Origin of the sequence: Paraburkholderia sp. 22098 (assembly GCF_052045935.1) — a bacterium.
Taxonomy (GTDB): domain Bacteria; phylum Pseudomonadota; class Gammaproteobacteria; order Burkholderiales; family Burkholderiaceae; genus Paraburkholderia; species Paraburkholderia caledonica.
In genome coordinates, this window is the sequence record NZ_JBQEPV010000027.1 from 17,908 (window position 1) to 33,620 (window position 15,713).

Consider the following 15,713-nt stretch of genomic DNA (forward strand, 5'->3'; position numbering starts at 1 on the left):
CATGAAACGTTTGTGGGCTGCGTCGTTGTGCGCGCTGTCTGTGTCGTCCGTTCCTTCGGCTTTCGCCGCCGAACCCGCTACATGCCGCGACGTCCGCTTCGCCGACGTCGGCTGGACCGATATCGCCGCTACGACAGGGCTTGCATCGACGGTGCTCGAAGGACTCGGCTACAAGCCGACCAAAACGATCGCCTCTGTGCCGATTACCTTTGCCGGTGTGAAGAGCAAGCAGATCGACGTATTCCTCGGCTACTGGTCGCCGACCATGGACCCGATGATCGATCCGTTCAAAAAGGCCGGTCAGCTGAGCGTGCTGCCGACGCCGAACCTGACGGGCGCAAAGTACACGCTTGCCGTGCCGGACTACGCGTATCAGGCGGGTATCAAGACGTTCACCGACATCGCGAAGAACTACGACAAGCTCGGCGGCAAGATCTATGGCATCGAGCCGGGTAACGACGGCAATGCGTTGATCAAGAAGATGATTGACAGCAACCAGTATGGGCTCGGCAAGTTCAAGCTCGTGGAGTCGAGCGAGGCGGGCATGCTGGTGGAGGTGAACCGCGCGATCCGCGACAAGAAGTCGATTGTGTTCCTCGGCTGGGAACCGCATCCGATGAACGTGCAGATGAAAATCGATTATCTGTCCGGCGGCGACGACGTGTTCGGTCCGAACTACGGCGAGGCCAAGGTCATGACGGTTACGCCGACCGATTACTCGACACGCTGCCCGAACGTCGCGAAACTCGTGTCGAACCTGCATTTCACGACCGACATCGAGAATCACGTGATGCTGCCGATCATGAACAAAACGGACCCCAACAAGGCCGCGCGCGAGTGGTTGAAGGCGAATCCCGCAGTGCTCGACCAGTGGCTCGCGGGCGTGAAGACGTTCGACGGCAAGGATGGTTTGCCGGCAGTGAAGGCGTATGTGGCGGGGAAGTGATATCGGCTTTTGGCGCCGCTTGACGCGGCGCTAAACCGCCTGTTGCAAGGTTTCAGGCTATTAAACAAGGGACGAAATCAAAGGGCATCGACAAAACGCCTTGAAACAGGGCCTCAAATCGCCTGCGCCCGCCCCGGAAACGTCTCGTCGAAATCCGCACCATATTCCGCTTCCGCCGCCGTGCCGCGTTGCTCGCGATACATCATCGGCGGCAAGCCGAATTGTTTGCGGAATTCGCGGCCCAGATGTGACGCATCGGAAAAGCCACAACTCGATGCAATGTCCGCCACGGTCTTGTCCGAGCTGGTCAATAGCCAGGCAGCCGTGCGCAGGCGCACCTGCTTCGCGTAGGCCTGCGGCGCCTTGCCGGTTTGCGCCTTGAAAAGCCGCTCCAGTTGACGCGGCGACAGATCCAGCTTGCGCGCGAGTTCATCGAGTGAAAGCGAACGCCCCACGTGCTGTTCCATCAGCAGAATTGCGCGCTTCACTTTCGGGTGCGCCGCAGGTGCAAGTCCCGGCGGATGCGGCTGCGGCGCATTGCCTTTCTGCATGTCGTCGACGAGAAGAATACGCAGCGCCTTTTGTACCGTTGCGGTTTCGAAGTGGCGCAGAAGAATGGCTGCGGCCACGTCGATAGAAGCGCGCCCGCCTGAACACGTAATGCGCCGGCGATCGATCACGAACAGCCGGTCTGCCACGAGCGCCTCTTCATTCACCGACGGAAAACGCTCGATGAAATCCCAGTAGTGAAACCAGCTTACGCAAATGCGATGACCGTCGAGCACGCCCGCGCGCATCAGCGAGAACACGCCCGTACACATGCCGACAAGCGTTGCATCGGCCGCCGCGGCGCGGCGTATGAACGCAAGGGTTGCGTCGTTCGCGGCCGGTCCCGAATGCAGCAGGCCGCCCACCACGACGACGTAATCGAACGGCTCGGCGTTGTCGAAGGTTTCCCACGGAGTGATCTGGATTCCGCAACTCGCGCGTACCGGAGCAAGGGTTTCCCCTATCACGCTCCATGAACAGCGCACGGGCTTGCTGAAGTCGCCTTCGTCCGCGGACAGGCGCAACAGGTCGACGAAACCCGAAAACGCCGTCAGCGTGAAGTTCGGCAGCAGGATGATGCCAAAGCGGATGCGCTGCTTCGGCGTGCCGTCGATAGATTGAAGGGGAAGCGGTTCAGCGGAGTTCATGCATGCAGCCAGAGCAAAAAAAGGTTGAGTCAAGCATAGCACCGGGATCTACCGGGGCACTGATCATACGTGTCGTCAGCATCGCGAGGCGCAGGGGCTGCGCCTGTCGCAAATGCGTCAGAAGCCTTCGTAAATACGTCGCGACGCTTGGCGCGCAGTGCGCTTGACGCCACTATCCCACTGTCATGCCGTTTTTATTCTATCGGTCCAATTTGACGTGCGGTGCAATAGGGCCTGTTTCGAGGTAAGTCCCTCCACCCAGGCATTGCAACGCACAAGGCTAGCCATGAACGTCAGCGTATTCGATCTGTTCAAGATCGGTATCGGTCCCTCCAGCTCGCACACGGTCGGGCCGATGATCGCTGCTTGCCGCTTCGCGTCGCATATCGAAGACGCCAACCTGCTCGGCTTCGTGCGCCGCGTGAAGGTCGAACTGTTCGGCTCGCTCGGCGCAACCGGCAAGGGCCATGGCACCGACAAAGCGGTGCTGCTCGGCCTGGAAGGCAACCTGCCCGAACTGATCGACCCGGACACGATCGAGCCGCGTTTGCTCGCGATTCGCGAGACGAAGCAGCTCGCGCTGCTCGGCAAGCATCCGGTGAAATTCGACGAGCGCGAGCATCTTGGATTTTTTCGCAAGCTGATGCCGGGTGCGCCCGGCTCGGGCATCGTGCATCCGAACGGCATGCGTTTTCAGGCATTCGACGAGTATGGGCAGCTGCTGGTCGAAAAAGAGTATTACTCGATTGGCGGCGGCTTCGTCGTGAACCGCGAGGGCGATCGCGTGAACGGCGTACGTGCGGGCGCCGAGGTGCCGTACCCGTTTCGCACCGGCGACGATCTGATGCGCGTGTGCCGCGAAACGGGCCTCTCTATCGCCCAGGTGACGCTGCGCAACGAATGTGCGTCCCGCTCCGAACAGGAAGTGCGCGAAGGCCTGCTCGCGATCTGGCGCGCGATGTCGGCTTGCGTCGAACGCGGTTGCAAGGTGCGCGGCGAATTGCCCGGACCCATGCATGTGAAGCGCCGCGCAGCCGACCTGTGCGGGCAATTGCGCTCGCGCTCCGAGGAGTCGCTGCGCGATCCGCTTTCGATGCTCGACTGGGTCAACCTGTACGCGATGGCCGTGAACGAAGAGAACGCGGCAGGCGGGCGCGTCGTGACCGCGCCGACCAACGGCGCGGCAGGCGTGATCCCTGCCGTGCTGCACTACTACGTGAAGTTCATGCATGCGTCGAACGACGAGGGCATCGTCAACTTCCTGCTGACGGCTGCGGCTATCGGGATCATCTACAAGGAGACCGCGTCCATCTCCGGCGCCGAAGTGGGCTGCCAGGGCGAAGTCGGCGTGGCCTGTTCGATGGCCGCAGCGGCGCTTGCCGCAGTAATGGGCGGCACGCCGACGCAAGTCGAAAACGCCGCAGAAATCGGCATGGAACATAACCTCGGCATGACCTGCGATCCGGTCGGCGGACTCGTGCAGATTCCGTGCATCGAGCGCAACGCCATGGGCGCGATCAAGGCACTGAACGCCGCGCGCATGGCGATGAAGGGCGACGGCCAGCACTACGTATCGCTCGATAACGTGATCAAGACGATGCGCGAGACGGGCGCGGATATGAAGACGAAATACAAGGAGACGTCGCGCGGCGGGTTGGCCGTGAACGTCATCGAGTGCTGAACAGCGCTCTATTAGAGTCGTGATGAAGCACCAGGCATCAAGCACACGAGCACTACAAGCACCATAAGCACCGACAGTACCCACAAGGACCAACGATGAGCCGCTATTCGATATTCAGCCTCTTGCGCAACGGGATGTCGTATCACGAAAACTGGGAGCGCCAGTGGAAGAGCCCCGAGCCCAAACGCGAGTACGACGTGGTGATCGTCGGCGGCGGCGGACACGGTCTCGCCACCGCCTACTACCTTGCTAAAGAACATGGCGTGCGCAATATCGCCGTGCTCGAAAAAGGCTGGATCGGCGGCGGCAATACGGCGCGCAATACGACCATCGTTCGCTCGAATTATCTGTGGGACGAGTCGGCTGCGCTCTACGAAAAGGCAATGAAACTGTGGGAGGGTCTCTCGCAGGATCTGAACTACAACGTGATGTTCAGCCAGCGCGGCGTGATGAACCTCGCGCATACGTTGCAGGACGTGCGCGACACCGAGCGGCGCGTGAATGCGAACCGCCTGAACGGTGTCGATGCCGAATTCCTCACTCCTGCGCAGATCAAGGAACTCGAGCCGACTATCAATCTGAATAGCCGCTACCCGGTGCTGGGCGCGTCGATTCAGCGGCGCGGCGGTGTCGCGCGTCACGATGCGGTGGCTTGGGGCTTCGCGCGGGGCGCGGACCAGGCGGGCGTCGACATCGTGCAAAACTGCCAGGTCACCGGAATTCGCCGTAACGGCAGCCAGGTAACGGGCGTGGATACGACGAAGGGTTTCATCAAGGCAAAGAAAGTCGCGGTGGTGGCAGCGGGCAATACCTCCACGCTCGCCGACATGGCCGGCGTGCGCCTGCCGCTCGAAAGCCATCCGTTGCAGGCGCTGGTGTCCGAGCCGATCAAGCCGGTCGTGAACACAGTGGTGATGTCGAACGCCGTGCACGCGTATATCAGCCAGTCCGACAAAGGCGATCTGGTGATCGGCGCGGGGGTGGACCAGTACACGGGTTTCGGACAGCGCGGCAGCTTCCAGATTATCGAAGGCACGCTCGAAGCCATCGTCGAAATGTTCCCGGTGTTCTCGCGCGTGCGCATGAACCGGCAGTGGGGCGGCATCGTGGACGTCTCGCCGGACGCATGCCCGATCATCAGCAAGACCGACGTGAAGGGCCTCTATTTCAATTGCGGCTGGGGCACGGGCGGCTTCAAGGCGACCCCCGGTTCCGGTTGGGCCTATGCGTACACGATCGCGAAAGACGAGCCGCACGAATTGAACGCGCCGTTCTCGCTGGATCGCTTCTACACCGGCCATCTCATCGACGAACACGGCGCCGCCGCCGTCGCCCACTAACGCACTAGCGCTGGATAGAGAGACAAACATGCTGATGATCGAATGCCCCTGGTGCGGGCCACGCGCCGAAACCGAATTTTCCTGCGGCGGCGAAGCGGACATTGCGCGTCCGCTCGATACCGAGAGGCTCACCGACAAGGAGTGGGGCGACTACCTGTTCATGCGCAAGAATCCGCGCGGCGTGCATCGTGAGCAATGGATGCATACGCAAGGCTGCCGCCGCTGGTTCAAGGCGCAGCGCGATACGGTGAGCTACGAGATCCAGGGCTACGAGACGTTCGACCGTCCGCTGCTCAAGATGGATAGCAACGACGGCAAGGCACAAGAGGGCAAGACGCAATGAGCCAGAAAGACCGACTCCCGAATGGCGGGCGCATCAACCGCGCATTGCCGCTTACGTTCACATTCAACGGCCGCCGGTATCAGGGTTATCAGGGTGATACGCTGGCTTCGGCATTGCTCGCCAACGGCCTGCATTTCGTTGCGCGTAGCTGGAAATATCACCGGCCGCGCGGCATCGTTACGGCCGGAGTGGAAGAGCCGAACGCCGTCGTGCAATTGGAAACCGGCGCCTACACGGTGCCGAATGCGCGCGCGACCGAAGTCGAGTTGTATCAGGGGCTCGTTGCGAACAGCGTGAATGCGAAGCCGAGCATCGAGAAAGATCGCATGGCGGTCAATCAGAAGTTCGCACGCTTCATTCCGGCGGGCTTCTACTACAAGACCTTCATGTGGCCGCGCAAGTTCTGGCCGAAGTACGAAGAAGTGATCCGCGACGCCGCGGGTCTCGGCAAGGCGCCCGAGCAACTCGACGCCGACCGCTACGACAAGTGCTTTGCACATTGCGACGTGCTGGTCGTGGGCGGCGGGCCGACCGGTCTCGCGGCCGCGCACGCAGCCGCTTTGTCGGGCGCACGCGTGACATTGGTCGACGATCAGCCGGAACTCGGCGGCTCGCTGCTGTCGTGCCGCGCGGAGATCGACGGCAAGCCTGCGTTGCAGTGGGTGCACAAGATCGAAGATGAACTGCGGCAGATGCCCGACGTGAAGATTCTCACGCGCAGCACCGCGTTCGGTTATCAGGACCACAATCTCGTCACGGTGACCCAGCGTTTAACCGAACATCTGCCCGTGTCGCAACGCAAGGGCACGCGCGAACTGATGTGGAAGATCCGCGCAAAACGCGTGATTCTCGCGACCGGCGCGCATGAACGGCCCATCGTGTTCGGCAACAACGATCTGCCGGGCGTGATGCTGGCTTCGGCCGTTTCGACCTATCTGCATCGCTATGCAGTATTGCCGGGCCGCAACGCAGTAGTCTTCACGAACAACGACGACGGCTATCAATGCGCGCTCGACCTGAAAGCGGCCGGCGCGCAGGTGACCGTGATCGATCCGCGCGCGGGTGAATCGAAGGGCACGCTGCCCGCGCTTGCGCGCCGCTACGGCGTGAAGGTGATCGGCGGCGCCGTCATCACCGCGGCGCACGGCAAACTGCGCGTGGCGTCGGTGGATATCGCTTCGTATGCAAACGGCAAGACCGGCGCGAAGCAAAGCGAATTGCCGTGCGATCTGCTCGCGATGTCCGGCGGCTGGAGCCCCGTGCTGCATCTGTTCGCGCAGTCGGGCGGCAAGGCGCACTGGCATAACGAGAAGGCCTGCTTCGTGCCCGGCAAGGCGATGCAGGCAGAGACGAGCGTCGGCGCCTGCAACGGCGACTTCATGCTGGGTCAAGGCATCCGTTTCGCCGTCGATGCAGGCATCGAGGCCGCGCGTGCCGCAGGCCATATCGTCGCCCGGCCGAATCCGGTTCAGGTCGCCGAAATCAGCGAAGCAAAGCTGGAGCCGCTGTGGCTCGTTGGCGGACGCGAGCTTGCAACGCGCGGGCCGAAGCAGTTCGTGGACTTCCAGAATGACGTGTCCGCGGCGGATATTTTCCTGGCCGCCCGCGAAGGCTTCGAGTCGGTTGAACACGTGAAGCGCTATACGGCGATGGGCTTCGGCACCGACCAGGGCAAGCTCGGGAACATCAACGGTATGGCGATTCTCGCGCAGGCGCTCGGCAAGACAATTCCAGAGACCGGCACCACCACCTTCCGCCCGAACTACACGCCGGTCACGTTCGGCACATTCGCGGGCCGCGAACTCGGCGAGTTTCTCGATCCGGTGCGCAAGACGGCTGTGCATGAATGGCACGTGGAGAACGGCGCTGCTTTCGAGGACGTCGGCAACTGGAAGCGTCCGTGGTATTACCCGAAAGCGGGTGAGGACATGCACGCGGCCGTCGCACGCGAATCGCTCGCAGTGCGTACCAGCGTCGGCATTCTGGATGCATCGACGCTCGGCAAGATCGACATTCAGGGTCCCGATTCTGCAAAGCTCCTGAACTGGGTCTACACGAATCCGTGGAGCAAGCTCGAAGTCGGCAAGTGCCGCTATGGCCTGATGCTCGACGAAAACGGCATGATTTTCGACGACGGCGTGACTGTGCGCCTCGCCGATCAGCACTACATGATGACGACGACTACGGGCGGCGCGGCGCGCGTGCTGACGTGGCTCGAACGCTGGCTGCAAACGGAATGGCCGGACATGCGCGTGCGTCTTGCGTCGGTCACCGATCACTGGGCGACTTTCGCCGTGGTCGGCCCCAACAGCCGCAAGGTCTTGCAGAAGGTGTGTCATGACATCGACTTCGCGAACGCCGCATTTCCGTTCATGAGCTATCGCGAAGGCACGGTCGCGGGTGCAGCGTCGCGCGTGATGCGCATCAGCTTTTCCGGTGAACTCGCGTATGAAGTGAACGTGCCGGCGAATGTGGGACGCGCGGTGTGGGAAGCGTTGATGGCTGCTGGCGCCGAGTTCGACATCACGCCGTATGGCACTGAAACGATGCACGTGTTGCGTGCGGAGAAGGGCTACATCATCGTGGGTCAGGATACGGACGGCTCGATGACGCCTTACGACCTCGGCATGGGCGGCCTCGTCGCGAAGTCGAAAGACTTTCTGGGCAAGCGTTCGCTGACCCGCTCCGACACGGCTAAGCCGGGGCGCAAGCAACTGGTCGGGCTGCTCTCCGACGATCCGTCGTTCGTGATACCGGAAGGCTCGCAAATTGTCGCCGGTCCGTTCCAGGGCGACACCGCGCCGATGCTCGGCCACGTCACGTCGAGTTATTACAGTCCGATTCTCAAGCGCTCGATTGCGATGGCCGTCGTGAAGGGCGGTCTCGAGAAGATCGGCGAAACGGTCACGGTCCCGCTTTCGAGCGGCAAACAGATTGCAGCGAAGATCACCAGCTCGGTGTTCTACGACAGCGAAGGAGCGCGTCAACATGTGGAATGAAACTAAAACGGCGGCGTCGGTCGTGGACCGTGCTGTCGGCAGGCAAACCGGCGTCTGGCAGGAGTCGCCGCTGGTGGGCGTGGATGCGCTGCTGAAAAAGCATCAGGCAACGGCAAGCACGGCATTCAGATTGAGCGAGCGGCCGTTTCTAGAACTCGTGAACGTGCGAGGCGATACGCGCGACGCCGCATTCGTGCAGGCGGTAAAAAATGTGCTCGGTTGCCCGCCGCCCGAAAAAGCCAATACGATTGCGCGCGGCAACGGTTACGAGATGCTCTGGCTCGGACCGGACGAATGGCTCGTGCGCTCAGCGGTCGCGCATGACGCAACGCGCACTGCGCCGTTGCAGGCGAAGCTCGGTGCAGCGTTTGCAGGCGTGTTCGCGTCCGCGGTGGATATCGGCAGCGGCTATACGGTGCTCGAAATCACCGGCGCGCGCACGCGTGAAGTGCTTTCGCGCGGCTGTCCGCTCGATCTGCATCCCAAGTTGTTCGGCGAAGGGCAGTGTGCGCAAAGCCATTACTTCAAGGCGTCGATGACGCTGGTGCCCAGCGGCGCCGACAGCTTCGACATCATCGTGCGTCGCAGCTTTGCCGACTACTTCGTGAAGATCATGCTCGACGCAGCCGAGCCGTTGATGTCGTGACTGCGTTAACGCCGCGAGCGCTGTTCCCGTGGACCGCTCGCGGCTTTCGCACTGCCCGTCTCACATGACGTCGACCCGTGTCGTCACTGCGCGCCTCACCGAGCGCGCATGCCAGCAAGGCGATGCCGATGCCGCGCTCGCGCTGCTCGATCAGAGCATGCTGCTGCGGCACCGGCGCATCGCGCTGATTCGCTATCTACTCGCACAGCAACTGGGCGCGCCGTTGCAGGCGCGCCACCACGAATACGTTCAGAAAATCGCCGCCCGGCTGAGCGCGGACGCGCTCGCGCGTGTTGCAGGCGCGGCGCGTGCGCGGCTGCGCGCATAGCGTATAGCGCGTAGCGGTTGCCTCGCGCCCGGCCGGCGGCCGGTACGGCCTATCGGCGCGAGGACTGTTGAACGACGCCCCCGTTCCATCCCGATGACGTATTTCTTCTATGTCGCCGATTTATGTCGGCGTCTACTGAATGTGCTCATCGGAACATCACTCGCGGCCGCGCCGCAATATTCAGGGGATGCCATGCCTACCGCTTCTCAGTCTCGCGCGAGCGCCGCCGCGCGACTCGAACGGCTGCCGTTCTCCGGCTATCACCGGACCATCTTCATCATTATCGCGATTGCGTTCTTCTTCGATTCCGTCGACCTCGGCACGATGACTTTCGTACTCGGTTCGATCAAGACCGAGTTCGGTTTGTCGACGGCGACCGCCGGCCTCGTCGCGAGTGCAAGTTTCTTCGGCATGGTGGGCGGTGCGGCGGTCGCCGGCTTGCTCGCCGATCGCTTCGGGCGCCGGCCGGTGTTTCAATGGAGCATGGTGCTGTGGGGTCTCGCTTCCTATCTGTGTTCGACTGCGCAGAGTGTCGAAGCGCTGATCTTTTACCGGGTGCTGCTGGGCTTCGGCATGGGCATGGAGTTCCCGATTGCGCAAACGCTCCTGTCGGAATTCGTTCCGGCTTCTTCGCGCGGGCGTCTGATCGCGTTAATGGACGGCTTCTGGCCGCTCGGTTTCATCACGGCAGGCGTGGTGTCGTACTTCGTGCTGCCGACCTTCGGCTGGCGAACTGAGTTCGCGTTGCTCGCGATTCCCGCCGTGTTCGTGCTCGTCGTGCGACGCATCGTGCCGGAATCGCCGCGTTGGCTCGAACATCGCGGACGTCTCGGCGACGCCGACAAAATTCTTGCTGACATCGAAGGCAAAGTCATGAAGTCCGCGGGGCTGAGCCACCTGCGCCCGCCGGTCATGCTCGCCGAACCGGTGGCCGCCAAAGGCGCCGGCGCGTTTCGCGAGATCTGGAGCGCGGCTTACCGGCGTCGCACGGTCATGGTGTGGACGCTGTGGTTCTTTGCGTTGCTCGGCTTTTACGGTCTGACGTCATGGCTCGGCGCGCTGATGCAGCAGGCCGGCTTCGCGGTGACGAAGTCGGTGTTGTACACGGTGCTGATCTCTCTCGGCGGTATTCCGGGTTTTATCTGCGCGGCATGGCTCGTTGAACGCTGGGGACGCAAGCCGACCTGTATCGCGTCGCTTGCGGGCAGTGCGGTAATGGCCTACGTGTACGGGCAAACCGCGCTCCACGCCCAGACGCCCACGTTGCTGATCTGCGCGGGACTTGCAATGCAGTTCTTTCTATTTGCAATGTGGGCGGTGCTTTACACCTATACGCCGGAACTCTACGGCACCGGCGCGCGCGCCACGGGTTCGGGGTTCGCCTCGGCAATTGGCCGTGTCGGCTCGCTGATCGGGCCGTATGTGGTGGGCGTCGTGTTGCCGGTGTTCGGCCAGGGCGGCGTGTTCTCGCTCGGCGCGATGTGCTTCGTCATCGCAGCCGCCGCCGTGTGGATACTCGGCATCGAAACCCGTGGACTCGCGCTCGAGACGCTCGTGTCGGAAGCCGTGGAGAGCGACGCGCATGGCGTGCTCAGTCCGGCGCGCGAGTAGCAGCGTTCGCCCGCCACGGTGCAGCGGTTGCCTGTCCGCCGCACCGTGGCGGGATCGCGCTTCTCGTCGCTACTGTGCGCTCTCAACGAGTGCCGACATGATCCGATACGCCGCGCTGACGCGGTCCTCGATGGGGAAGTTCTTGTTGGCAAGCAACACGACGCCTACGCGTTTCTGAGGAACGAAGGCGACGTAGGTGCCGAAACCGTTCGTCGAACCGGTCTTGTTGATCCACACATTCTGCTGCGGCGGCAGCGGCGGATCGATCGCAGCGGCCGGTGTCGGGGTGACCGCCATGGCGGGCGCGTTGCCTTCATGCAAAGTGGAGAGCGCGACTGGATACGCGTATTGCTCCCATATCAGGTCTTGCGTGAGCACGCCGGCCTTGAAGTAGCCAGTGTGCGTGGCCGTAATCGCGCGCTGAAGCTTGCTGTCCACGTCGATCAGGTTCATGTTCGCCTGAACGAAACGGACCATGTCTGCGGCGGTGGTTTTCACGCCGTACGCTTCGTCGGCGAGAACGCCGCGTTTCATGCGGACCGGTGCGCCATCTTTCGTATAGCCCTGCGCGTAGTCGGACATTTTCGCCGTGGGGACGTGGATATAGCTGCTTCTCATGCCGAGCGCGGGAAACATGTGCTGCTCGATTAGCGGCGCAAAGTCCTGGCCCATGCTTCTGGCGGTGATCAGACCAAGCGTGCCGATACCGGGATTCGCATACGTGCGGTAAGTGCCGGGCGCGTACGCGGGCTTCCATGCGTTGAAGTACTGCAACAGCTGGGCGTTGTCATGAATGTCGTCAGGTACCTGAAGCGGCAGACCGCCCGGCGTGTGCGTGCCCAGGTTCAGAAGGCTCACCTTGCCGAACGCGCTGCCTCGCAATGACGGCAAATATTTCTGCGTCTCGTCCGACAGCTTCAGTTGACCGTTGAGTTGCGCGTAGGCGGCGAGCGTCGCGGTAAATGTCTTGCTGACCGAACCAATTTCGAATAGCGTGCGCTGCGCGACAGGCTTGCCTGTCTGTAGCGACGCCACGCCATAGTCGAATACATAGGTCTTGCCGTTCGCGATCACGCCGATCGCCATGCCCGGCACATGGTATTGCGCCATCAGCGGTTCGATTGCCGAGTCCACTACGGTTTTGATCGCGTCGTCGGTGTCGCCGGTGTCGCCGGCTTCGCCGGCTGCATGGCTTGCCGGTGCCATTGCGCTCAGCGCGAAGACGGCGGACGCCATTACGCTCAGGGCTCTTAGCTTCATATGCGGCGTTTTCCTTGAATTGCTATCGACAGGTGTGCTGACGCAGCACTATCCGGCTTTCGCGGAGCGCTGACAATCGAGGATAACTTGCGAGAGGGTCAAGAAAAAGTTATGGGCGGCAAGAGCTCGCCGCCCGGGCGGAAACCCGGAATCCGGAAACCGGAATCCTGAACGCGGAAGTCAGACGGTCGCTCGTTCGCGCTTCCTGGCAGGCGCGCCATTCGCGACGAAGTAAGGTGTGTCCACGCGCGCCAACGGCTCGCGCCCACGAATGCGGTCCGCGATCTTTTCCGCCAGCATGATGGTCGGGGCATTGAGATTGCCCGTGGTGATGATCGGCATGATCGACGCATCCACCACGCGCAGCGCTTGCAAGCCGTGCACGCGGCCCTCGTTGTCCACCACGGCCATGTCGTCATAACCCATCTTGCACGAGCAGGAAGGATGAAACGCCGTCTCGGCCCGCGCCCGCACGAAACTGTCGAGCTCGGCGTCTGTGGTCAGCTCGGCGCCCGGATTCAGCTCACGTCCGCGATAACGATCCAGCGCCGGCTGCCGCATGATCTCGCGTGTAATGCGGATGCCGTCGCGGAACTCGCGCCAGTCGAGCGGATCGGCCATGTAGTTGAAGAGAATGCTCGGGTGTGCGGCCGGGTCGCGCGACTTGAGCTTCACGCGCCCGCGGCTCGGCGAACGCATCGAGCCGACGTGCGCCTGAAAGCCATGCATTTTGATCGCATTCGAGCCGTTGTAATTGATCGCCACCGGCAGAAAGTGATACTGGATGTTGGGCCACAAGTCGTCGTCGCGTGTACGGATGAAGCCGCCCGCTTCAAACTGATTGCTCGCGCCAATGCCCGTGCCGTTGAGCATCCATTCGAGTCCGATGGCCGGCTGGTTCCACCACTGCAAAGCAGGGTAGAGCGACACGGGTTCCTTGCACTCGTACTGGATGTACATCTCCAGATGGTCCTGCAAGTTTTCGCCGACGCCCGGCAGATCGTGAACAACGGGAATGTCGAGTTCACGCAGCCACGTGGAGCGACCCACGCCGGAGCGTTGCAACAATTGCGGCGATGCGATCGCGCCGCTGCAGACCAGTACTTCCCGGCGCGCATGGGCATTCACTGTCGCGCCGTTGTGCTGATACGCGACGCCAACCGCACGTTTGCCGGAGAACAGCACACGATCGCTCAACGCATGCGTGACGATGGTCAGGTTCGCGCGTGCCCTCGCGCGATCCAGATAGCCGCGCGCGGTGCTGGCGCGCCGGCCGTTCGGCGTGACAGTGCGGTCCATTGGACCAAAGCCTTCCTGCTGATAGCCGTTCAGATCGTCGGTGCGCGGAAAGCCTGCCTGAACGCCGGCCTCGACCATCGCTGCGAAAAGCGGGTTATTGCCGGGCTTGCTCGTGGTCACGTGCACGGGGCCGTCGCCGCCGTGATAGGCGTTCGGGCCTGCGTCGCGTGTTTCGGCTTTGCGAAAATAAGGCAGGCAGTCCAGATAGGTCCAGTTTTCCAGACCGCGCCGCGTGGCCCAACCATCGTAGTCGAGCGCATTGCCGCGGATATAGCACATGCCGTTGATCAGCGACGACCCGCCTAGTCCCTTGCCGCGGCCGCACTCCATGCGACGGTTGTTCATATGCGGCTCAGGGTCCGTCTCATACGCCCAGTTGTAGCGGCGCCCTTGCAACGGATAGGCGAGCGCGGCGGGCATCTGCGTGCGGAAATCGAAGCGGTAGTCGGGGCCGCCGGCTTCGAGCAGCAACACCGTGACGTCGGCGTCTTCGGTGAGGCGCGACGCCAGCACGTTGCCCGCCGAACCCGCGCCGACGACGATATAGTCGTATTCGTTCGAAGTCATGGCTGGCTCCTCAAAACACCGGTTGATACGGACCGAGCTCGACCTGCACGGACTTGATGCGTGTGTAATGCTCGAGCGTGGTAATGCCGTTCTCGCGGCCCACGCCCGATTGCTTGTAGCCGCCCACTGGCATCTCGGCCGGCGACTCGCCCCATGTATTGATCCAGCAAATGCCGGCTTCGAGCCGATGAATCACGCGATGTGCGCGCGCCAGATTCTCGGTGACGACACCGGCAGCGAGGCCGTAAGCGGTGCGGTTCGCACGCTCGATGACTTCGTCTTCGTTGTCGAAAACCAGAATGCTCATGACCGGGCCGAAGATTTCCTCGCGCACGATGCGCATGTCGTCATGGCAGCCAGTGAAGACAGTTGGCTCGACATATTGGCCCTGGCCGAAATGACCTTCGCTCAGGCGCTTGCCGCCCGCGATCAACTGGGCGCCTTCCTGAACGCCGCTATCGATATAGCCGAGCACCTTCTGCAATTGCGCCGCGCTAACGAGCGGGCCGAAATTGGTGGAGGCGTCGCCTGGCGCACCCACGCGGATGCGCTTCACACGCTCCAGCACCAACGCTTCAAACCGTTCGAGCACACTACGTTGCACGAACACGCGTGTGCCGTTCGTGCAGACCTGGCCCGAGCTGAAGAAGTTGGCGCTCATCGCGATGTCGGCGGCGCGTTCGAGATTCGCGTCGTCGAAAACGAGCAGGGGAGATTTCCCGCCGAGTTCCATCGTCACTTCTTTCAACGACGATGCGCCCGCCATCGACATCACCTTCTTGCCGGTTTCCACGCCGCCCGTGAACGAGATCTTCTCGATGTCCGGATGCGCGGCGAGCATCGCGCCCACGCGGCCGTCGCCTTGCACGACGTTGAACACGCCGGCCGGCACGCCAGCCTCGGTGTAGATCTCTGCGAGTTTCAAGGCCGACAACGGCGTGACTTCGCTCGGCTTGAAGATCATCGCATTGCCCGCAGCTAGCGCTGGCGCCGACTTCCAGCACGCGATCTGAATCGGATAGTTCCATGCGCCGATGCCCGCGCATACGCCGAGCGGCTCGCGCCGCGTGTACACGAACGACGTCGGCCGCAACGGAATCTGCTGCCCCTCGATCGCGGTGGCAAGGCCCGCGTAATACTCGATCACGTCCGCGCCCGTGACGATGTCCACGGCTTGCGTTTCCGCAATCGGCTTACCTGTGTCGCGCGTTTCGAGTGCGGCGAGTTCGTCGTTGCGCTCGCGCAGAATGTCGACCGCGCGACGCAGAATGCGTGAACGTTGCATGCCCGTGAGCGCGGCCCACTCGCGCTGACCTTCACGAGCGGATTGCACCGCGCGGTCCACGTCCGCGGCACTTGCCTGCTGGACGGTAGCGAGCGTTTCGCCGTTGGCGGGATCGACGGTGTCGAAAGTTTCTCCGCCGGTCGCGTCCACATAGGTGCCGCCGATATAGAGACGTTGCGTTGCGAATACCGCCATGACTTGCTCCTTTGTGA

At 62.4% G+C, this 15,713-nt stretch carries 12 protein-coding genes; 8 read left to right on the forward strand and 4 right to left on the reverse strand.

Annotation, left to right across the window (positions count from 1 at the left end):
• Position 1: 1 nt before the first annotated feature.
• Positions 2-946 carry a choline ABC transporter substrate-binding protein gene (locus ACTJLB_RS32090; RefSeq protein WP_440785635.1) on the forward strand — a complete coding sequence of 315 codons (945 nt, stop codon included), beginning with the start codon at positions 2-4 and terminating at the stop codon, positions 944-946.
• A gap of 113 nt (positions 947-1,059) precedes the next feature.
• On the opposite strand, the gene ACTJLB_RS32095 is transcribed toward ACTJLB_RS32090, so the two are convergent.
• Positions 1,060-2,142 carry a GlxA family transcriptional regulator gene (locus tag ACTJLB_RS32095; protein WP_027804535.1) on the reverse strand — a complete coding sequence of 361 codons (1,083 nt, stop codon included), beginning with the start codon at positions 2,140-2,142 and terminating at the stop codon, positions 1,060-1,062.
• A 286-nt stretch (positions 2,143-2,428) separates the two neighbouring features.
• On the opposite strand from ACTJLB_RS32095, the gene ACTJLB_RS32100 reads away from it, so the two are divergent.
• From ACTJLB_RS32100 to ACTJLB_RS32130, 7 genes are all read left to right on the forward strand, one after another.
• On the forward strand, positions 2,429-3,823 hold the full coding sequence (locus ACTJLB_RS32100; protein ID WP_020067486.1) for an L-serine ammonia-lyase: 1,395 nt from the start codon (positions 2,429-2,431) through the stop codon (positions 3,821-3,823).
• 95 nt (positions 3,824-3,918) lie between these two features.
• Positions 3,919-5,163, forward strand: coding sequence for a sarcosine oxidase subunit beta family protein (locus tag ACTJLB_RS32105; protein WP_020067487.1), 1,245 nt, complete (start codon positions 3,919-3,921; stop codon positions 5,161-5,163).
• Between the two features lie 28 nt (positions 5,164-5,191).
• The gene (locus tag ACTJLB_RS32110; RefSeq protein WP_440785636.1) at positions 5,192-5,506 is read left to right on the forward strand and encodes a sarcosine oxidase subunit delta; all 315 of its coding nucleotides are present in this window, start codon (positions 5,192-5,194) and stop codon (positions 5,504-5,506) included.
• Positions 5,503-8,505, forward strand: coding sequence for a sarcosine oxidase subunit alpha family protein (locus ACTJLB_RS32115; RefSeq protein WP_440785637.1), 3,003 nt, complete (start codon positions 5,503-5,505; stop codon positions 8,503-8,505). Before ACTJLB_RS32110 ends, ACTJLB_RS32115 begins: the two co-directional genes overlap by 4 nt.
• Positions 8,495-9,151, forward strand: a complete 657-nt coding sequence (locus ACTJLB_RS32120; RefSeq protein ID WP_440785638.1) for a sarcosine oxidase subunit gamma — start codon at positions 8,495-8,497, stop codon at positions 9,149-9,151. Before ACTJLB_RS32115 ends, ACTJLB_RS32120 begins: the two co-directional genes overlap by 11 nt.
• A gap of 64 nt (positions 9,152-9,215) precedes the next feature.
• On the forward strand, positions 9,216-9,479 hold the full coding sequence (locus ACTJLB_RS32125) for a hypothetical protein (RefSeq protein WP_020067491.1): 264 nt from the start codon (positions 9,216-9,218) through the stop codon (positions 9,477-9,479).
• A 192-nt stretch (positions 9,480-9,671) separates the two neighbouring features.
• Positions 9,672-11,090, forward strand: a complete 1,419-nt coding sequence (locus ACTJLB_RS32130; RefSeq protein ID WP_440785639.1) for an MFS transporter — start codon at positions 9,672-9,674, stop codon at positions 11,088-11,090.
• Positions 11,091-11,159: 69 nt separating this feature from the next.
• On the opposite strand, the gene ampC is transcribed toward ACTJLB_RS32130, so the two are convergent.
• From ampC to betB, 3 genes are all read right to left on the reverse strand, one after another.
• Entirely contained in the window at positions 11,160-12,350 is a 1,191-nt protein-coding gene (gene ampC, locus ACTJLB_RS32135; protein WP_440785640.1) for a class C beta-lactamase, read from the reverse strand.
• Positions 12,351-12,530: 180 nt separating this feature from the next.
• A complete protein-coding gene (betA, locus tag ACTJLB_RS32140; protein ID WP_440785641.1) occupies positions 12,531-14,216 on the reverse strand; it encodes a choline dehydrogenase in 1,686 nt (561 codons plus the stop codon).
• Between the two features lie 10 nt (positions 14,217-14,226).
• On the reverse strand, positions 14,227-15,696 hold the full coding sequence (gene betB, locus ACTJLB_RS32145; RefSeq protein ID WP_440785642.1) for a betaine-aldehyde dehydrogenase: 1,470 nt from the start codon (positions 15,694-15,696) through the stop codon (positions 14,227-14,229).
• Between the last annotated feature and the right edge of the window lie 17 nt (positions 15,697-15,713).